Below are 18,832 nucleotides of genomic sequence, written 5' to 3'. Positions count from 1 at the left end.
CCTCACTCGTGCAGCCCCGCCAGTCGCGAGCCGAACTGCGCGATGAGCGAGGTCTTCGGCTTGCCGGAGCGGGCCTCCTGCGCATCGGCGTACTCGAACAGCCGGTACATCGTGTGCACGCCGAGCCAGCGGATGGGCTCGGGCTCCCACTTCTTCGCCCGGTGGTCGTTCCACGGCATCCGGACGAGCTCGGTGCTGCGACCCTCGGCCCGGTCGAGCAGGGTCTTCGCCGCGAGCAGCGTGGAGCTCACGCCGTGCCCGGCGTAGCCGCGAACCACGCCCACGCGGCTCTCCCGATCGAAGAAGAGGCCGGCGCACCAGTCGCGGGTCACGCCGATCGAGCCGCGCCACGCGTGCGCGATCGGCAGCGTCTCGCCGGGGAAGAGTTGCGCGAGCTTCTGCCGCAGGCTCCGGATCGTCCGCTCGTCCACCTCGCCCTCGCCCGTGAGCTTGGAGCCGAAGAAGTACGGTGTGCCGCGCCCGCCGATCGCGATGCGGTCGTCCTGCGTGCGCTGCGCGTAGATGAAGGTGTGCGCGGAGTCCATGAGGCAGTCCCGCTCGTCCCAGCCGATGCGCTTCCAGAACCGCTCCGGCAGCGTCTCGGTGGCGATGATCGAGGAGTTGACCGGGATCACCTCGCGCGGCCCGAAGCCGGGCAGCGCGCTCTCGATCTTGCCCGTCGCCGCCTCGGCGCAGACGAAGATGGTGTTCGCGATGACCGGTCCGCGGTTCGTGAGCACGTGCTGCTTCTCGACGCGCGTGGCCGCGGTCTCCTCGCAGATGCGCACGCCGAGGCGGTCGACGGCCTCCGCGAGCCCCGCCACCATCCGGGCGGGATCGACCGCGGTCGTGTGCTGGTAGTGGAGCGAGCCGAGGGCGCCGTCGACGTTGATCCGCTCGCGCGTCTCCTCCGCGTCGAGCAGGCGGATGTCCTCCGGCGAGTAGCCGTACCGCAGGTCGGTCTCGTACTTGCCCTTGAGCCGGGCGTAGCCGGCCGGGGTCTGGGCGACGTGGAGGTTGCCGCCCTGCGCCTGGCCGGCGTCGATGCCCTCCCGGCGCATGATGTCCAGCGCCTCGTGGATGCTCGCGTTCACGGCCTGCTGGAATTCACGCATGGCGGCGATGCCGTCCCCGCCCTGCTTGTTCACGCGCTTGGCCCACACCGCGCGGTTGCCGGGCAGCAGCGTGGACATCCAGCCGCCGTTGCGGCCGCTGGCCTCGTAGCCGACCCGCTTCGCCTCGACGACGGTGATCTTCCAGTCGGGATGCTCCTTGGCCGCGAAGTAGGCGGCCCAGAGCCCGGTGAGCCCGGCGCCGACGATGAGCAGATCCTGCCGTTCGTCCGGCAGGGGCGAGTGGTAGCGACGGGGCGAGGCCGACCGCATCCAGTGCGAGACCTCTCCGTTGAGGATGGCGGACATGAGGGATGACTCCTTGGAATACGACGCGGACGCCGGTGCCGCCGGCGTCCTTGAATGCGCATCCGACGCTAGGCCATCGTCGATCGCCCTCCTATACGACTTGATTCACATACGGACAAGGTTTTCATCCACTTGAACAACTGCCGAGACTAGGTGCGGGTCTGCTGCCAGGCCTGGTACGCGATCCACATCGAGGAGAGGTCCGCGGAGCTCGACACGTCGAGCCCGGTCTCCTCCTCGATGCGCTTGAGGCGGTAGGAGAGCGTCTGCCGGTGCACGCCGAGCTCCTCGGCGGTCTCGCGCCAGCGCCGGTCGTTGCGCAGGAACGCGAAGAGCGTCTCCCGCAGCTTGTCGGCGTGCCCGTCCGGGTCGGCGAGCGGGCCGAGCACCCCGACCACGATCTCCTCCGCCTCGCGCTGCGAGCGGGCGAGCACCGAGATCGTGGTGCCCTCGAACTCCACCCAGCTGCGACCGCCGTGCCGCCCGGCCGAGCGCACCCGGCCCGCCTCCTCCGCCGCCGACCGGACATCGCGGAGGTCGGTGAACGTCGAGGAGACTCCGAAGGTCTTCCCCGTCCCCTCCACGAACTCCCGGAAGCGGGCGAGCTCGCGATGCGGGATCAGCGCGAGGTGCGCGACCCGCGAGCGCCCCACGATCACGGTCATGCGCTGCAGCACGACGCCCCGTGCCACGTGCGGCGCCACCCGCCCGCCGAAGGCGGCGACCTGGAACCCGTCTGCGAGCGAGACGTCGCCGAGCAGCTCCTCGGCCTCGGCCGTCACGGTGCCGTTGAGCAGGCCGGTCATCGCCCGCGCGGAGCGTTCGGCCCAGTGCGTGAACGCCCCCATGATCCGGTCGATGTTGACCTCGAGCACTTTGAGCAGGTGCACCAGGAGGAAGCCGTCGAGGGGCTCTCGGGGGAACTCCGCGAGATGCAGGTCCGCCTCGTAGGTGCCGCGGAGCGGATAGCTGCGCGTCTCCAGCGACTGCCCCGCGGGCACGGTCGGGTTGGCCTCCACGATCGTCAGCCCGGTGAGCCGGTCCTCGACGCGGATGCCCACCCCGAGCAGCGAGACGAGGTCGCGCACGAGCGCCGCTGCGTCGTCGTCCGCGTTCGTCGCCACCTGGTAGAGCTTGCTCAGCTTGAGCACCTGCTGGATCTGCGCCGAGGAGGTGCCCGACGCCACATGTCGGGCCACCACGGCGAAGGGAGTCTCGCTCACCACCGACAGCACCGGGAACCCGCGCCGGTCGGCCTCCTCGAGCAGCGGCCTCGTGATGGCCGGCGCGGTGTCGTGATCGCCGATCATGATGCCCGCGAGCCCCGCATCGTCGAGACGGCCGACGAACGCCGCCTGCTCCTCGGGCTCGGCGGGGACGCAGAGCCCCACGGTCATGAGCAGCTCGTGCGGCCCCAGCCAGCGCTCCGGGTCGCTCAGCTCGCAGCTGTGGGCCCAGAGCACCTCGCGGCCGATCCCGGCCTCGCCGGCGAGCACCCGCACGTTGAGGCTCGCGGTGGAGACGAGGTCGGCGACCTTGAGCACCTCATCCGATGCGGCCACCGTCTACCGGCCGCCCACCGAGCCGCCGCCGAAGCCGCCGCCCGCGGAGCCGCCGCCCGAGAACGAGCCGCCGCCCGAATAGCCCCCGCTGCTGCTCGACTCGTAGACGACGGAGGCGCGCGCGGAGGTCTCGAGGTGGCTGATGTTCGTGTGCAGGCTGCTCACCGGCGTGGTGTCGGGCATCCACGTCGGCGAGGTGCGCTCGTGCTCGTACCACTGGCCGAGGATCGTGGACCAGGAGCGCGTGTACCCGAACAGCGCGGCGTAGGGCAGCAGCCGCTCGTAGACCTGGATCACGGTCCGCCCCTCCGCCTCGGTGCGCTCGGCGGTGTGGGCGTCCTGCAGGGCCGCGAGCCGCTCGGCCTCCGCGAGCGTGATGTACTGCTTGAGCCCCTGCAGCTCCTCGAACGCCTGCTGCCCCTGCTCGGTGAGGCGGATCGTGGACGAGCTGAGGGCGCTCAGCATCCAGATGAGCGCGGCGATGCCGAGGACGGCGGCGATGAGCGGGCCCGCCATGAGGTCCTCGCTGACGTGCGCCCAGCCGAGCACCACCCAGAGCGCTGCGCCCACCATGATCAGCAGCGAGACCACCACGAAGATCTTCCTGGTCCGCTCCGGCGCGGAGGGGCCGATGTCGCCCGACTCCTGCGCGGCCTTGTACTGCTCGTCGAGGAACTGGTCCCAGCGCTTCGCGAAGCTCGCATCGCGGAAGCCGATGGTGCGCGTCGAGCCCTCGCGCTCGCTCAGCGCGAGCACCGTCCTCACGAACTTGCGCGTGACCGAGGGCAGCCTGCCGATATCCCCGATCAGCCGCAGCGTGGTGCGCTTCTCGGAGGGCTTCCGCCCCTCGTCGGGCTCGATGCGGAGCACGCCCCGCACGGCCGCGAAGAGCACGTTCGGCGCGAAGGCTCCGGCCCCCTTCTTCTTGGCGCCGTTGGCGAGCAGGATGCTCGCCCGCACCGGCTCGATGTCGGTGGAGTACCGGGTGATCACCGGCCCGAGCGGCTTGGCGCGCTGCCCGCGGATGCGAACGGTGATCGCGATCGCCGCGAGCACGATCGTGCCGAGGAAGACGAGGAGCGCGACGAGCTGCGGCCACGTGAGGGCGTTGAGCGCCGAGCCGGTGTTCGTGGCCGTGTCTGCGAAGGACACGTCGAGCGTCACCGCCTCGCGCTCGATGTCCACGGGGGCGATCGACAGGGTCGTCGTGGCGCCGTCCTCCGTCATCGATACCTCGCAGTCGCCCGTGCCGGTGCTGTAGAGGCTGTCCTGGTAGCAGACGATGTTCAGGCCGTTCACGCCCTCGTAGCGGTCCTCGCTCTCCCGCATCGACTCGGCGTGCTGCATGAGCTCGGTCGGCAGGTGCACGTCGGCCGAGAACTCGTGGATGGGCTGATCGCGGTAGGGCGGCACGAGGTTCGGCGAGTACTTCTGCCAGCCGTACCCGTAGTCCCGCATCGTGTTCACGAGCGAGTACTCGATCACGTAGGTGGTCTCGCCGTGCACGTAGTCGTCGTCGCCGAGGGAGAGCTCCATGTCCTGCGAGCCGTGCCCCTGCGACTGCTCGAAGGGCACGGGGTTCCCCGCCCCGTCGGTGACCGAGATGTCCTCGATGCGCATGGTCTGCTCGCCCATCCGCACCGGGATCGCCCGCACGATGCCCTTGTTCTGATCGAACTCCGGGAAGTCGGCGACGATGGTCTCGGTGAAGTGCGAGCGCACGATGTCGCCGCCGAACGGCCCCTGCTCGACGCTCACCTCGATGTCGGTGTGCCAGCTCGAGAACGAGAAGTCCTCGACATCCGCCTTCGCGGGCGGGGCGAGCCCCGGCAGGGTCACGAGCAGGAGCGCCGCGAGGAGGATCAGCCCGGGGAGGGCGCGGATGCGGCGGATGGCGGAGGGTGAGGCACGCATGCGCTCCAGTCTTGCAGACCGGCGCGCGCCGCCTCGTCCGTCCGCCGTCGGATCGCCGGGGCCGGGACGGGTGCCGGGGCCGGGGCGGGGGGCCGAGGCCGGCACCGGTGCCGGGCTCCGGAGCCAAGGCCGGCATCGGGGCCGGCGCCGGGGCCGAGGCCGGCGGCACGGCCGGCCTCAGCCCGGCCCCATAGGATGTGCCCACCCGACGAGGAGGAAGCATGACCGCAGCCCGCGTTCGCCGTCCCCACCGCTCGCTCGCGATCGTGCTCTGCACGATCCTGCTCGCCGCCCTCGCGGCGACCCTCCCCGGCGCCGCATCCGCGCGCGCCGACGTGGAGGACTTCACGTTCTCGAGCTGGACCGTGGAGATGGACCTGAGCCTCCGGCATCCGGGCCCGGGCGCCGGGCCCGAGGTGCACACGACGTCGGTGGTCGAGGTGACCGAGACCGTCGTCGCCGACTTCCCGGAGCACGATCAGAACAGGGGCATCATCCGCTCGATCCCCCTTGCGCTCGGCGACGGGCAGATGCTCTTCGGCGCCGCGCAGGTCTTCGACGAGCACGGCGATCCGGTGCCCTTCGAGTCCTCGCACGGCGGCGGCGAGGTGACGCTCGAGATCGGCGACGACGACTACGTGCACGGCGAGACCACCTACGTGATCGAGTACTCGCTGTCCGACGTCATCGCGACCATCGACGACGAGTCCGTGCAGGAGTTCTACCCGAACCTGCTGCCGACCGAGCACCCGCAGACCATCGAGCAGTTCGCCGCCGAGATCCGCGTGGACGCCGAGCTCGCCGGCGCGATGCTCCGCGACGCCTCCTGCTACCGCGGCGCCGCGGACGACTCCTCGCCGTGCGAGCTCGAGGCCGTGGAGCTCGACGACGGCGGCCTCGCCTACTCCTACGCCGCCGGGCCGCTCGCGGCCGACGAGACCGTGACCGTGGACCTCGGCTTCGAGCCGGGCACGGTGCCCGAGCTCACGCTGTTCGAGGAGCAGGGCTGGCGCCCCTACCTCATCGCGGCGGCGGGGCCGGCGACCGCCCTCGCGGCGCTGATCCTCCTGCTCTTCCAGTTCCGCGCGAGCCGGCACGCGCGCGGCGGCACCGTCATCCCCCGCTACGAGCCGGACGAGGAGCTGCCGCCGCATCTCGCGGCGCGGCTCATCCCCACGCTCCAGGGCAACGCGTTCCCCGCGGCGGTGCTCTGGGCCGGCGTGAACGGCGTGCTCCAGATCGAGGAGGGCGGGGACGAGCCCGGGGACGGGAAGGATGCGCTGAAGAAGCCGCTCCTGCGCAAGACGGGCAGCACGGACCGCCTGCACCCGCTCGAGCGGCGGTTCGTCGACACCGCGCTCTTCATCGGCGACGGCGGCACAGTCTCGCTCGACGCGAACGAGACCGTGGGCAAGGGCTACGAGCGCTTCACCACGAGCACCGCGGACGCCGCGGTCGACGAGGGGCTCCTCGCCGAGTCCAAGACCGCGATGCGCGCCCGCAGCCGGACGCTCATCGCGGGCGCGGTCGCCGTGGTCGCGGCGGTCGTCGCCACCATCCTGCTGCTCCCCGCCGCCACCGAACGGCTGGCGCCCTGGGCCATCGGCGCGGGGATCGCCGCGATCGCGATCCTCATCGTCGGGGCCTGCGTGCCGGTGACGCTGCGCACCGACGCAGGCGCTGCGGCGAAGGAGCGGCTCGACGGGCTGCGCGAATACATGAAGCTCTCGGAGGCCGAGCGCCTGCAGATGCTCCAGGGCGCCGGCACCGCCGAGCGCGTGGAGGTCGACGAGCGCCGGGTCGTCGACGTCTACGAGCGGCTGCTGCCCTACGCGGTGCTGCTCGGGCTCGAGAGGTCCTGGACCGAGGAGCTGCAGCACCACTACGAGCAGGCGGACTACACGCCCGCGTGGCTGCCCGGCCAGTCGATGCAGTACTTCCCGCTCGCGCTCGCGAACGTCCGCACGGCCGCCGATTCCTCCGCCTCGGTCGGCGGCGACTCGGGCGGCGGGGCCTCCGCGAGCGGGTTCGGCGGCGGCGGATTCGCGGGAGGCGGGTTCGGCGGCGGCTCGGTGGGCGGCCGGTAGCGGCGCGGCGATTCGGATGGCGCGACGGTGCGGCGATTCGGATGACACGACGGTGCGACGGTGCGACGGTGCGACGGTGCGACGGTGCGACGGTGCGACGGTGCGACGGATGAGGGTGGCGGCACGGATCGGGTGGCAGCACAGTGGCGCGGATGGGGTGACGGCACGGATCGGGTAGCGGCGCGGTAGCGCGGACAGGGGCGCTACGCCGATGGCGGTGGCGGCACAGCGGCGCGGGTGGGCTGCATGGCTCCGCCAGCGAGATAGACGGTTCCTTTCGGCCATACGCCCCAGAAAGGCGCCACCGCGGGTGAGCGCCCGGAATGGGACGCATGGCAGCACCGGCCGCATATGCGACTCCCACCGGCCATACATCCCAGAAACGACGTCATCACGGATGAGCGAACACCCGGAATGGGACGCATAGCGCCGCCATCCACATATGCGACTGCCGCCGGCTATTCACCCCAGAACGGCGCGACAGCCGAGCAAACAGCCCCGGATGGGACGCATAGCAGCACCAGCCACGTATGCGGCTTCCCAGCGCCATCCGTCTCAGCCAGGATCAGCCGAATCCGCCGCGGATAACTGAACCCGCCACGAGCGTCCGGCTCCGCGACAGCCGACCGGAGCAGCCGCGACCGGAGCAGCCGCGACCGGAGCAGCCGCGACCGGAGCAGCCGCGACCGGAGGGGCTGCGACCGGAGCAACCGCGGCGTCCACACCCAGATCGACGACCACACCGGGAGCGCGAAAACCACGCCCAGAACGCAGCGACCACATCCGGGCACAGCGCCCGCGCCCAGAAGGCACAGCGCCCGCGCCCGGAGGGGCACAGCGCCCGCGCCCGAGGGACGCGGCGCCCGCGCGCGGCGGCCCGGACGCGGCTACTCGTAGTCGGGGGCGGGGTCGAGCCCGAGGAACTCCTCGTAGGTCGCGGCGCCCGACTCGTGGAAGGCGGCGGCCGCCTCCACCCCGATGAAGCGGAAGTGCCAGGGCTCGTACTCGTACCCGGTCACATCGGCGAGCCCCTCGGGGTAGCGCAGGATGAAGCCGTACTCCCACGCGTGCTCCTCGAGCCACTGCCCCGCCTCGGTCTCGCCGAAGCACTCGGCGAGGATGCAGTCGGGCGCCTCGCCCGGGTCGGAGATGTCGATGGCGAGCCCCGTCTGGTGCTCGCTGTAGCCGGGGCGGGCGCTCGTCTCGTCGGCGGCCTCCTGGCCCATCTCGTCGATGTAGCCGTAGTAGAGGTCGGTCTGCAGCGCGTAGTCGCGGTAGCCGCTCGTGGCGTCGAGCATGAGGCCCGCCGCCTCGGCGTCCGCGAACAGCTCCTTGACCGCGTACGCCGCATCCTCGCGCAGCGAGTGGTCGTTCATGGAGGGCACGTCGATGTCGGTGAGCCGCACGAGCGGCTCGGGCGCGTAGTCCTCGGGGTCGAGGGGCACGCGCTTGTTCACGAGCACGGTCTCGCTCGAGGCGGTGGTGATGTCGTAGGGGCCGTCGTAGCCGGCCACGGTGCCGGGCTCCCCCGTCTCCTCGGGGGTCTCCTCCGGCGCGTCCGCCGGATCGGTACCGGTGGGAGTCGGCTCGGCCGGCGGCTCGGACGCGGTCGGCTCGGGAGCCGCGCTCGCCGTGCTCGGCACGACGGTGAGCGCCTGCGCCTCGGCACCCCAGCCCGCGACGGCGCCGATGCCGACCACGAGGCCGGCGACGAGCACGAGGCTGATCCCGAGCATCGCGATCTCGCCGGATGAGGCGCTTCGTCTGCGGGACTCGCGGTCTGCCGTCACTGTGGGTCTCCTCGAACTCGAGCGGCGTCGGAGACCTCCTCCGGCGCGGCCGCGGCTGCGGCCGGTTCAGCTTCCCACATGCGGCCCGAAGGGGGCCGCTGACGCTCCGCGCGGAGGTCTACTCCGCGTCGGGGCCCAGATCCTCGTCGTGCTCGAGCCGGGCTCGACGCGGATCCCACAGCACGATCTCGTTGCGCGCACGCACGCGAGTGCCGGGCGCGAGGGCGATGATCTCGCCGTGGCCCGCGGCGAAGACCCGCTGCCGGTTGAGCCGCTCCTCGGCGAGCTCGTGCTCGAGCTCGCGCATCCGCCTGCGCAGCATCCGCACCTCCTGGCGGAGCTCGATGACGCGCACGATGCCCTCCAGGCCGACGCCCGCCTCGGAGAGCTCGCCGATCTCGCGCAGCTTCGCGATATCGGCGAGCGAGTACCGGCGCACGCGGCCGGAGGTGCGCTCGGGGACCACGAGCCCCAGGCGGTCGTACTGGCGCAGCGTCTGCGGGTGCATCGCCGCGAGCTCGGCGGCGACGGCGATCGAGAACACCGGCGCGTCCTCGTCGAGTTCGTGCCGCGGTGGTGTCGTCGTCATCGTCGCCTCCTGTTCTGCTGGTCATGCCTGCGGGTGGATCGTGCCGGGTTAGCTGCGCGCCTCGCGCAGCAGGTCCTCGCGCGGGTCGTCCGCGGGGGATGCCGCGATGAAGGCGTCGAGCGCCTCCTCCTGCTCGCGCGTGAGGCGGCTCGGCACGACCACCTCGAGCCGGACGACCATGTCGCCCTTGTGCTTCTTCGTCTCGACGCCTCGGCCCTTCACGCGCATGCGCTTGCCGGACTGCGAGAACGGCGGGACCTTGAGCTTGACGGTGCCGCCGTCGATCGTGGGCACCTCGATCCTCGCTCCCTTGACCGCCTCGGCGAAGGTGATCGGCACGGCGATCTCGATGTTGTCGCCGTCGCGGCTGAACACCGGGTGCGGGCGCACCGAGACCTCGAGGATGAGATCGCCGGGCTCTCCGCCGTTCGGCGAGGGCTGGCCCTTGCCGCGCAGCCGGATCTTCTGGCCGTCGCGCACGCCCGCGGGGATGCGGGCGGTGATGACGCGGCCGTCGCCGGCCTGCAGGTCGATCGTGTCGCCGCGGATCGCGGTCATGAAGCTCAGGGTGGTGGATGCCCGCTGGTCGGCGCCCTTCTGCGGGCCCCGTTGGAAGCCTGCGCCGCCGCCGAACATGCCGCCGAAGAGATCCTCGTAGCCGCCGGGGAAGCCCCCGCCGCGGCCGGCGCTCGAGTAGCCGCCGCCCTGGCCGAACATGCCGCCGAAGAGGTCCTCGAAGCCGCTCGCGCCTCCGGGGCCGCCCGAGCCGGCGGCGAAGCGCGCGCCGGATCCCATCGCGCGGATCTGGTCGTACTCCTTGCGCGTCTCGGGATCGGAGAGCACGTCGTAGGCCTCGGAGACCTCCTTGAACTTCTCCTCCGCGGCAGTGTCGCCCGGGTTCGAGTCGGGGTGGTATTTCCGCGCCAGCTTGCGGTACGTCTTCTTGAGGTCGCCCTCGGACACGTCCTTGTCGACGCCGAGCGTCTGATAAAAGTCCTTCTCGAACCAGTCCTGGCTCGCCATGCACTGCTCCTTAGTTCTCAGTCATGCCCAGCGATGACCGGGCGGGTGGGGTCCCGGCGGAGCGAGACCCCACCCGCTTCGCCGCTATTCGGCCGGGGTGAACACCGCGACCTTGGCGGGACGGATCTCGCGCTCGCCGATGCGGTAGCCGACCTCGATCACGTCCGCGATCGTGCGCTCGGCCACCTCGGGGTTCGGCAGCTGCGCGACCGCCTCGTGGATGCTCGGGTCGAAGGGCTCGCCCTTCTCGCCGTAGGTCTCCACGCCGAGCTTCTCGATGGTCGCGTAGAACTTCGCGACGATGACCTGGAGCGCGCTGCCCTCGGGCAGGTCGCCCGCGGCCTCCGCGCGGCCGAGGTCGTCGAGCACCGGGAGGAACTGCTTCACGATGTTCGCGGCGGCCACGTCGGTCAGCTCCGCCTTCTCGCGGTCGGTGCGGCGACGGTAGTTGGCGTACTCCGCCTGCACGCGCCGCAGGTCCTCGAGGTGCTCGCCGGTACCCCGCGCCTCCCCGGCGGCCGCGGGCTCCTCGCCCTCGGCCGCCGGGGAGTCGGACGCGGCGGATGCGCTCATCGCCTCGTTCAGCAGCGCCTGGAGGTCCTCCTCCGAGATGGTCTCGGCGAGCTCGTCCTCGTCCGCGTCGGGGGCGGCCCCGTCCGCGGCCTCGGAGGCCTCCGTCTCCGGAGCCTCCTCGGCCGCGTCCGCGGGCTCGGCCGCATCCTGCGCCTCCGGCTCGCGAACCTTCCCGGTCTCCGGGTCGATCCGCCGCTTGTCGCGGATGATCGGCTCTTCGTGCTCGTTCGGGTTCTGCTCACTCATCGGCTAGTTCTTCTTCTCTTCGTCTTCGTCGTCGACGACCTCGGCGTCGACGATGTCGTCCTCGCCGCTCTCGCCCTCGGTGGGGGCTTGCGGAGCCTCGCCCGCGGCGGCCTCCTGCTGGTAGATCGCCTGGCCGAGCTTCTGCTGCGACTCGTTGAGCTTCTCGAACGCGGTCTTCACCGCGTCGTCGTCATCGCCCGCGAGCGCGGTCTTCAGCGCGTCGACGTCCGCCTGCACCTCGTTCTTCACGTCGGCCGGGAGCTTCTCGTCGTTCTCCTGGATGACCTTCTCGACCTGGTACGCGGTGGACTCGGCGAGGTTGCGCTGCTCGGCGGCCTCGCGGCGCTTCTTGTCCTCGGCCTCGTGCTCGGCGGCCTCCTTGACCATGCGGTCGATGTCCTCCTGCGGGAGGCTCGAGCCGCCCGAGATGGTCATGGACTGCTCCTTGTTGGTCGCCTTGTCCTTGGCCGACACGTGGACGATGCCGTTCGCGTCGATGTCGAAGGTGACCTCGACCTGCGGGATGCCGCGGGGCGCCGGGGCGATGCCGGTCAGCTCGAAGGTGCCGAGCGGCTTGTTGTCGCGGGTGAACTCGCGCTCGCCCTGGAACACCTGGATCTGCACCGACGGCTGGTTGTCCTCGGCCGTGGTGAAGGTCTCGGAGCGCTTGGTCGGGATCGCGGTGTTGCGCTCGATGAGCTTGGTCATGATGCCGCCCTTGGTCTCGATGCCGAGGCTCAGGGGGGTGACGTCGATGAGCAGCACGTCCTTGCGCTCGCCCTTGAGGACGCCGGCCTGCAGGGCCGCACCCACGGCGACGACCTCGTCCGGGTTCACGCCCTTGTTCGGGTCCTTGCCGCCGGTGAGCTGCTTGACGAGCTCGGTGACCGCGGGCATGCGGGTCGAGCCGCCGACGAGCACGACGTGGTCGATGTCGGCGACCTTGACGCCGGCCTCGGTGATCACGTCGTTGAAGGGCTTCTTGGTGCGGTCGAGGAGGTCCTTGGTGAGCTCCTCGAACTTCGCGCGGCTCAGGCTCGTGTCGAGGTTGGCGGGGCCGTTCTCGGTGAGCGAGAGGTAGGGGAGCTGGATGGAGGTGCTCGTCGAGTTCGAGAGCTCCTTCTTCGCCTGCTCGGCGGCGTCGGTGAGGCGCTTGAGCGCGATCTTGTCGTTCGAGACGTCGACGCCGGTCTGGCTCTTGAACTCCTTGATGAGGAACTCCACGATGCGGGCGTCCCAGTCGTCGCCGCCGAGGCGGTTGTCGCCGGCGGTGGCGCGCACCTGGATGGTCGAGAAGTCCTCGTCCTTGCCGACTTCGAGCAGCGAGACGTCGAACGTGCCGCCGCCGAGGTCGAAGACGAGGATGAGCTCGTCCTCCTTGCCCTTGTCGAGGCCGTACGCGAGGGCCGCGGCGGTGGGCTCGTTGATGATGCGGAGCACCTCGAGGCCCGCGATCTCGCCGGCCTCCTTGGTGGCCTGGCGCTCGGCGTCGTTGAAGTAGGCGGGCACGGTGATGACGGCGCTCGAGACGGTCTCGCCGAGGTAGGTCTCGGCGTCGCGCTTGAGCTTGCCCAGGATGCGGGCCGAGATCTCCTGCGGCGTGTACTTCTTGTCGTCGATCGTCTGCGTCCAGTCGGTGCCGATGTGGCGCTTCACCGACGAGATGGTGCGGTCGACGTTCGTGACGGCCTGGCGCTTGGCGGTCTCGCCGACGAGCACCTCGCCGTCCTTGGCGAACGCGACGACCGAGGGGGTCGTGCGCATGCCCTCGGCGTTGGCGATGACCTTCGGCTCGCCACCCTCGAGGACAGATACGACGGAGTTCGTGGTTCCGAGGTCGATACCAACGGCACGAGACATGTGTTCTCCTTCACTACGTTGAGGCTTGGTCTGCGGTGCTCACCCGAGCCGGCTTTCAAAACCGCCAACCCTGAGTTGACCTGACTCAAGGTTACTCTTGAGCCGAGTCGTGTCAAGTTTGGGAACCTGAGAGTTGAGTGAGGGCGACTCAAGTTTCCGGTCGCGCTGCGGGAACACGAGCACGACCCTGTCCACCGCCTCACCCCGCCCGCCCGCTCAGCCCCGGTACGGCAGCCCGAAGTGCTCGCGGAGCGTCGACCCCTCGTACTCCCGCCGGAACAGGCCGCGATCCTGCAGGATCGGCACGACATGCTCCGCGAACTCGCGGAGCTGGCCCGGGATCGTGTAGGGCATCAGATTGAAGCCGTCGGCCGCCGCCGACTCGAACCAGCGCTGCATCTCGTCCGCGATCCGCTCCGGCGAGCCGACGATCTGATGGTGTCCGCGCTGCCCCGCCACCCGCCGGGCGAACTCGCGGAGGCTGAGCCCCTCGGTCTCGGCGATCCGCCTGTAGACGGCCAGCCGGGACCGGTGCCCCTGCGCCGTCTCGGGATCCGGCAGCGGCGGCACCGGGCCGTCGAGCGGGTACTCGCGGAGGTCGACCTGCACGACGTCGCGGATGCTGCCGAGGATGTGCTCCGGCTGCACGGTGTCGAGCAGGGCCTCGTGCGTCCGCCGCGCCTCCTCGTCCGTCGAGCCGATGACGTACGAGAACCCGGGCGTGATGAGCACCTCGTCCTGGCGCCGACCCGCGCGCTCGACCTCGCCGCGCAGCTGCTCGGCGAAGGCCCGCCCCGCCTGCAGCGTGGTCTGCGCCGTGAAGACGACCTCCGCGTGGGCGGCGGCGAACGCCACGCCGCGCGGCGAGGAGCCCGCCTGCACGCGCACCGGCTCCCCTTGCGCGGAGCGGCGGAACTCCCCCGGCCCCTCGACCGTGAAGTAGCGGCCACGGTGGTCGATCGGGCGGACCGCGCCCTCGCGAGTGTAGGCGCCGCCCTCGCGATCCCACGCGACCGCATCCTCATCCCAGCTGCGCCAAAGGCCGCGCACGACCTCGATCGCCTCCTCCGCGATCTCGTAGCGCTCGTCGTGCGGCAGGTGCTCGCCCCCGCCGAAGTTCGCCACCGTGTCGGGCGAGTAGCTCGTGACGATGTTCCATCCCGCGCGCCCCCGCGAGAGATGATCCAGCGCCAGCACGTGCCGCGAGACGAGGTAGGGGTGCTGGAAAGTGGTCGAGGCCGTCGCGATGATGCCGAGCCGCTCGGTGAGCGCGGCGAGAGCGCCGCCCAGCGAGAACGGCTCGAACGCGTCCACCGGCGGCCCGTATCGCCAGCTCCCGTCGGCGCCGGCGGCGAGCTTGTCGGCGATGAAGAACGCGTCGAACTTCGCGTCCTCGATTATCCGCGCGGCCTCGGCGTACTGGCCGAGATCGTTCGTGCTGCCCTCGGGGATCTCCGGCAGCCGCCAGGCCGAGGCGAGCTGGCCGTGGGGCAGGGCGAACAGGGACAGGTGGATCTGACGGTCCTGGAACATGACTCTCCGATGCGGTCTCGGCCGGTTTATTTAGGGTTGCCTAACCTAAATTAGCCGTTCATGTCGGCGGCGGTACAGCCCCGTACGCGCATCGGCTGCCGTTCCGGATGCGAATAGCGCGCGCATCGTCATATACGGGTTCTGCGACCCATGCGCATCCGGAACGGCAGCCGCGGCGGCGCCCCGTCACCCCGACCGCATAGACTCCGCCCTGTGAGCACCCCAACGACGCCGGAGCCCGGCGAGCAGGACGAGCTGCTGACCACGATGGACGGCGAGCGCGTCGCCCCGCGCGAGCAGCGTCGCCGCGCATTCGCGTGGCAGATGTACGACGTGGGCAACTCGGCCTTCCAGGCCGTCGTCGTCACCTTCGTGTTCGCCACCTATCTGGCCTCGGACCTCTTCCTCGACCCCGAGGTCGTGGCGCTCGGCCAGGCCGACCCGACCAACCCCGTCTACCAGGCGGCGCAGGCGGGCTCGCAGCAGGTGATGAGCGGCCTCGACCTCGCGGCCGCCGTGATCGTCGCGCTGCTCGCCCCCGCCCTCGGCCGCACCACCGACGGCTCCGGGCGGCGCAAGTTCTACCTCGCGCTGTTCTCGGGCGTCACGATCGCCGCGATGCTCGCGATGTTCTTCGTGTTCCCCGACGCGGAGCTCCTCTTCTTCGGCGCGCTGCTGCTGGCGATCGGCGTCGTGTTCTCGGAGCTCGCGGGCGTGAACTACAACGCCATGCTGCCGCAGGTCGCCACCGAGAAGAACGTGGGCCGCGTCTCCGGCACGGGCTGGGGCCTCGGCTACATCGGCTCGATCGTGCTGCTGCTCGTCGTGCTCATCCTCTTCATCCAGAACTTCAACGGGGATGCGCCGGGCGCGGGCATCTTCGGCGTGCCCGACGGGGAGGAGGGCCAGGCCCTCAACATCCGGCTCACCATCCTCGTCGCCGCGATCTGGTTCATCGGCTTCCTCATCCCGCTGCTGCGCCGCGTGCCCGAGGCGAAGCAGCGCGAGGACGTGCCGAAGATCACGCTGTGGCGCGCGTACATCGAGCTCGGGCGCACGATCGCGCGGCTGTGGCGCACCGACCGCAAGCTGCTGCAGTTCCTGCTCTCGAGCGCCGTCTTCCGCGACGGGCTCAACGCGATCTTCGCGTGGGGCGCGGTGCTCGCCGCCCAGGTCTACGGGTTCTCGGGCAGCGAGGTCATGTACTTCGCCGTCGCCGCCAACCTCGTCGCGGGGCTCGGCACCCTGCTCGCCGGCCGTCTCGACGACCGCTTCGGGCCCAAGCCGGTCGTGATCTTCTCGCTGTGCTCGATGATCCTCGCAGGGCTCGTACTGATGGTCACGCCGGACACCAAACTCTCGTTCTGGATCATCGCGCTCGTGCTGTGCCTCTTCGTCGGCCCCGCGCAGACCGCCTCCCGCACCTACCTCTCGCGCGCCGTGCCCGCGGGCCGCGAGGGCGAGATGTTCGGCCTCTACGCCACCACCGGCCGCGCCGCGGGCTGGCTCTCGAACCTGCTCTACTTCGCCTTCATCAGCTGGCTCATGGTGCCCAAGGCGGGCGTGTGGGGCATCCTGCTCACGATCGCGATCGGCCTCGCGATCTTCCTCACGGTGCCGGCCCGGCCCAGAGTCGCGCAGGTGCCGTAGCCGGCCGCTACCGGACCAGGCGGATGTCGACGAGCTCGTGGCCCCAGTCGCGCTCGACGCGGGGCTCCTCGGGCGCGAAGCCGTGCTTGCGGTAGAACGCCTCGGCGCGCGCATTCGTCTCGAGCATCCACAGCCACGCGGGCGCATCGCCGATCGCCTCGCGGATGAGCATGCCGCCCAGGCCCGAGCCGTGCGCGGACCGGAGCGTGTAGAGCTTGCGCAGCTCGAGCGGCCGCGGCGCATCCGCCTCGACGCTGAGGCGCGATTCCGCGAGCCCCGCGGGCTCGCCGTCGACCAGCCCGAGCCAGAGCCCGTCCGCGGAGGCGCGATCCTCGCGCCACGCCGCGATCCGCCGCTCCTCGTCGGCCATCTCGGCCACGAGCCCCTCGGGCAGCACGCCCCCGTAGGTCTCGCGCCAGCCCCGCGCGTGGATGCGGGCGAGGGAGTCGAGGTCGTCGAGGGTCGCGGGGCGGACGCGGATATCGCGGGTCGGCTGCTGTTCGTTCATAGTCGGCCTCCACTGTAATTCCCCCGCCGAGCCGGCCCCGCGAAGTCGCGCGGAGGCGGGCGGCGGCGCCCCGCGCGAAGTCCCACCCGCGCTTCCGCGCCCGGGCCGCTGCGTCGCGCGCCTCGAGCGCGCGAACCCGGCTAGGCTTTCGCGGGACAGCACCCGTTCGACCCTGGAGACCATCGTGGCCACCGTTCTCGCCCTGCACGCCGCAGTCGCCGACATCCCGCTGCTCACCGGCAGCACCATCGCCCGCCTCACGGAGGAGGGCCACCGCGTGATCGCGGCGACGTTCACGGGCGACGAGCCCGCCGCGGTCGCCAACTCGCTCGGCGCCGCGCGCGCCGAGAACCTCGGCCACGGCATCGACCTCGAGGCGTCCGACGCCGCGGCGCAGCTCGCCGATCGCGTCGTCGAGTTCGCCTCGAACGAGCAGATCGACCTCATCCTCGGCTACGACTCGATCGGCGTCGTGCACGAGGCCGCGCACGTGCTCGTGCACGAGGTGGGCGACGCCGTCGCCGAGCGCCTCGGTGCGCCGACCGTCGAGGCCGCTATCTCCCGCGAGCTCGTGAACCGCGGCGCCCAGGTCGCCAAGACCCTGCGCAAGACCGTGCCCTTCAGCGAGGAGCAGATCGCGCAGTTCCGCCCCAAGGCCGAGCTCGCGTACGACATCCCCACCAAGCGCACCTTCGACCGCAAGTGGGACGCGATGAAGGCGGCCGGCGGCGGCAGCGACCAGTTCTCGCAGCTGCTCGCGCGCGGCATGCGCTTCCCCAAGCTCGTGGTGAGCCCGCTGTTCCAGCACGAGTACTTCGGCGTCGGCAAGGGCGAGGCCCCGGCGTTCTTCACCGCGCTCGCGAAGTAGCCGCGGGGCGGCCCGGCCGTCTTCGCGCAGATGCGTCGCAGTTCGCGGTTATGGGCCGCGCATAACCGCGAACTGCGACGCATCCGTTCAGGCGCGGGCGCGAGTCCCGTCAGGCGAGGGCGAGCATCTCGTCAGGCGCAGGCGGGCATCCAGCCTGGAACTCCTCGTGCGACTGGTCGTGATCCGTTCAGGCCAGAGCCCGGTCGAGCACCTCGCGGGCGTGCGTCCAGAGCAGCGCGCCGCCCGCGTCCGGGAGCACCTCACGACGAGTCGAGGGGATGCGCCCCGCGAGCGTCGCCCCGTGATCGGGCGAGTGCCCGAGGTCCTCGGCGCCGAAGAGGATGTCGACTGGGCACCCGATGCGCTCGAAGTCGATCCGCCAGGTCCGCATCGCCAGGAGCGTGTCCCGCGCGTATCCTCGGGCATCGTTAGCGAATCCCTCCGCGAGCGCCCGCCGGTACCGCTCGAGGAACTCCGGCTGCGAGTAGCGGGCCCGGTCGGCCTCGCCCGCGCCCTCGAGGACCATGCGCTCCATCGCCTCGGCGGTGAAGCCGCGGAGCACCGCCTCGGCCCGTTCGGGCTGCGTCGCGGCGAGATCGGCCAGACCGGTCGCCTCCTCGGGCAGCATCGCGCGGATCGGCGGATGCGCGAGCTCGTCGGCCGGCGAGACGAGCACGAGCCGCGTCGGCCAGCCCGCGGCCGCCGCCGCAAGCCCGAACGCCGCGCCCTGCGAGTTCGCGACGATCGGCACCGCATCCGTGCCGGCGGTCCGCGTCGCGAAGGCGCGGTAGTCCTCGGCGGTGGATGCGAGGGTCCGGTCCTCCGCCGCCGTCGATCCGGCCATGCCGGGCCGGTCCATCGTGAGCAGGCGGACGCCGAGCTCCTCGAGCAGGTCCTCCCCGAACGTCATGCTCCTGCCGGTGCCGGCCCCCGCGATGAACAGCACCGGGCGGCCGGTCTCGGGGCCCGTCGTCGCGCCCGCGAGGCGCCTTCCGTCCGGGAGGGAGATGTCGATCGGGTCTGCTGCGCTCATGCCTGCGAGTCTCGCACGAGGCGGACACCGAGGCGGGACGGCAAGCGCCTCCGCAAGGCAGGATGCGTCGGAGGCCGGCGCGGGACAGGGCTCGTCGGGCACCGACACAGGACAGGATGGGTCAGTTGCCAACACAGGGCGGGGCGTGTCTCTAATACACATCTGACGCTGCCGA

The 18,832-nt window shown here is 71.2% G+C and carries 14 protein-coding genes; 3 read left to right on the top strand and 11 right to left on the bottom strand.

Annotated elements, in window-relative coordinates; genetic code table 11:
• Positions 1-2: 2 nt before the first annotated feature.
• The 3 genes from FM112_RS03700 to FM112_RS03690 form a co-directional block, all read right to left on the bottom strand.
• Positions 3-1,421, bottom strand: a complete 1,419-nt coding sequence (locus FM112_RS03700) for an FAD-binding oxidoreductase (RefSeq protein WP_087003665.1) — start codon at positions 1,419-1,421, stop codon at positions 3-5.
• 149 nt (positions 1,422-1,570) lie between these two features.
• The gene (locus FM112_RS03695; RefSeq protein ID WP_087003661.1) at positions 1,571-2,983 is read right to left on the bottom strand and encodes a PucR family transcriptional regulator; all 1,413 of its coding nucleotides are present in this window, start codon (positions 2,981-2,983) and stop codon (positions 1,571-1,573) included.
• 3 nt (positions 2,984-2,986) lie between these two features.
• On the bottom strand, positions 2,987-4,897 hold the full coding sequence (locus FM112_RS03690; protein ID WP_087003658.1) for a DUF2207 domain-containing protein: 1,911 nt from the start codon (positions 4,895-4,897) through the stop codon (positions 2,987-2,989).
• A gap of 221 nt (positions 4,898-5,118) precedes the next feature.
• On the opposite strand from FM112_RS03690, the gene FM112_RS03685 reads away from it, so the two are divergent.
• Complete coding sequence (locus FM112_RS03685; protein WP_087003655.1) at positions 5,119-6,984, top strand: DUF2207 domain-containing protein; 1,866 nt, start codon at positions 5,119-5,121, stop codon at positions 6,982-6,984.
• 887 nt (positions 6,985-7,871) lie between these two features.
• Here FM112_RS03685 and FM112_RS03680 read toward each other — a convergent pair.
• The 6 genes from FM112_RS03680 to FM112_RS03655 all read right to left on the bottom strand — a co-directional run bounded on the left by FM112_RS03680 (position 7,872) and on the right by FM112_RS03655 (position 14,598).
• On the bottom strand, positions 7,872-8,774 hold the full coding sequence (locus FM112_RS03680) for a M15 family metallopeptidase (protein WP_140400560.1): 903 nt from the start codon (positions 8,772-8,774) through the stop codon (positions 7,872-7,874).
• 118 nt (positions 8,775-8,892) lie between these two features.
• On the bottom strand, positions 8,893-9,363 hold the full coding sequence (locus tag FM112_RS03675) for a heat shock protein transcriptional repressor HspR (RefSeq protein ID WP_087003649.1): 471 nt from the start codon (positions 9,361-9,363) through the stop codon (positions 8,893-8,895).
• A gap of 48 nt (positions 9,364-9,411) precedes the next feature.
• Positions 9,412-10,386 carry a DnaJ C-terminal domain-containing protein gene (locus FM112_RS03670; protein WP_087003646.1) on the bottom strand — a complete coding sequence of 325 codons (975 nt, stop codon included), beginning with the start codon at positions 10,384-10,386 and terminating at the stop codon, positions 9,412-9,414.
• Positions 10,387-10,470: 84 nt separating this feature from the next.
• Positions 10,471-11,205 carry a nucleotide exchange factor GrpE gene (locus FM112_RS03665; RefSeq protein ID WP_087003643.1) on the bottom strand — a complete coding sequence of 245 codons (735 nt, stop codon included), beginning with the start codon at positions 11,203-11,205 and terminating at the stop codon, positions 10,471-10,473.
• 3 nt (positions 11,206-11,208) lie between these two features.
• The gene (gene dnaK, locus FM112_RS03660; RefSeq protein WP_087003640.1) at positions 11,209-13,065 is read right to left on the bottom strand and encodes a molecular chaperone DnaK; all 1,857 of its coding nucleotides are present in this window, start codon (positions 13,063-13,065) and stop codon (positions 11,209-11,211) included.
• Positions 13,066-13,281: 216 nt separating this feature from the next.
• Positions 13,282-14,598, bottom strand: a complete 1,317-nt coding sequence (locus tag FM112_RS03655) for an LLM class flavin-dependent oxidoreductase (protein ID WP_087003637.1) — start codon at positions 14,596-14,598, stop codon at positions 13,282-13,284.
• 213 nt (positions 14,599-14,811) lie between these two features.
• Between FM112_RS03655 and FM112_RS03650 the strand changes: the two genes are divergently transcribed.
• Complete coding sequence (locus FM112_RS03650; RefSeq protein ID WP_254910358.1) at positions 14,812-16,248, top strand: MFS transporter; 1,437 nt, start codon at positions 14,812-14,814, stop codon at positions 16,246-16,248.
• Between the two features lie 7 nt (positions 16,249-16,255).
• On the opposite strand, the gene FM112_RS17080 is transcribed toward FM112_RS03650, so the two are convergent.
• A complete protein-coding gene (locus tag FM112_RS17080) occupies positions 16,256-16,756 on the bottom strand; it encodes a GNAT family N-acetyltransferase (RefSeq protein ID WP_176386653.1) in 501 nt (166 codons plus the stop codon).
• A gap of 184 nt (positions 16,757-16,940) precedes the next feature.
• Between FM112_RS17080 and FM112_RS03640 the strand changes: the two genes are divergently transcribed.
• Positions 16,941-17,624 (top strand): hypothetical protein, encoded by a 684-nt coding sequence (locus FM112_RS03640; protein ID WP_176386652.1) that lies wholly within the window; start codon positions 16,941-16,943, stop codon positions 17,622-17,624.
• Between the two features lie 187 nt (positions 17,625-17,811).
• On the opposite strand, the gene FM112_RS03635 is transcribed toward FM112_RS03640, so the two are convergent.
• Entirely contained in the window at positions 17,812-18,657 is an 846-nt protein-coding gene (locus tag FM112_RS03635; RefSeq protein WP_087003624.1) for an alpha/beta fold hydrolase, read from the bottom strand.
• Between the last annotated feature and the right edge of the window lie 175 nt (positions 18,658-18,832).

The organism is Gulosibacter sp. 10 (assembly GCF_900163695.1).
Lineage (GTDB): Bacteria > Actinomycetota > Actinomycetes > Actinomycetales > Microbacteriaceae > Gulosibacter.
The sequence above is the reverse complement of the archived record's forward strand: the minus strand, read 5'-3'. Positions and strand labels throughout refer to the sequence as shown.

Coding starts and splice junctions, on each gene's coding strand:
- FM112_RS03675 (WP_087003649.1), bottom strand. CDS start 9,363: ATGACGACGACACCACCGCGGCACGAACTCGACGAGGACGCGCCGGTG.
- dnaK (WP_087003640.1), bottom strand. CDS start 13,065: ATGTCTCGTGCCGTTGGTATCGACCTCGGAACCACGAACTCCGTCGTA.
- FM112_RS03635 (WP_087003624.1), bottom strand. CDS start 18,657: ATGAGCGCAGCAGACCCGATCGACATCTCCCTCCCGGACGGAAGGCGC.
- FM112_RS03670 (WP_087003646.1), bottom strand. CDS start 10,386: ATGGCGAGCCAGGACTGGTTCGAGAAGGACTTTTATCAGACGCTCGGC.
- FM112_RS03690 (WP_087003658.1), bottom strand. CDS start 4,897: ATGCGTGCCTCACCCTCCGCCATCCGCCGCATCCGCGCCCTCCCCGGG.
- FM112_RS17080 (WP_176386653.1), bottom strand. CDS start 16,756: ATGAACGAACAGCAGCCGACCCGCGATATCCGCGTCCGCCCCGCGACC.
- FM112_RS03665 (WP_087003643.1), bottom strand. CDS start 11,205: ATGAGTGAGCAGAACCCGAACGAGCACGAAGAGCCGATCATCCGCGAC.
- FM112_RS03685 (WP_087003655.1), top strand. CDS start 5,119: ATGACCGCAGCCCGCGTTCGCCGTCCCCACCGCTCGCTCGCGATCGTG.
- FM112_RS03655 (WP_087003637.1), bottom strand. CDS start 14,598: ATGTTCCAGGACCGTCAGATCCACCTGTCCCTGTTCGCCCTGCCCCAC.
- FM112_RS03700 (WP_087003665.1), bottom strand. CDS start 1,421: ATGTCCGCCATCCTCAACGGAGAGGTCTCGCACTGGATGCGGTCGGCC.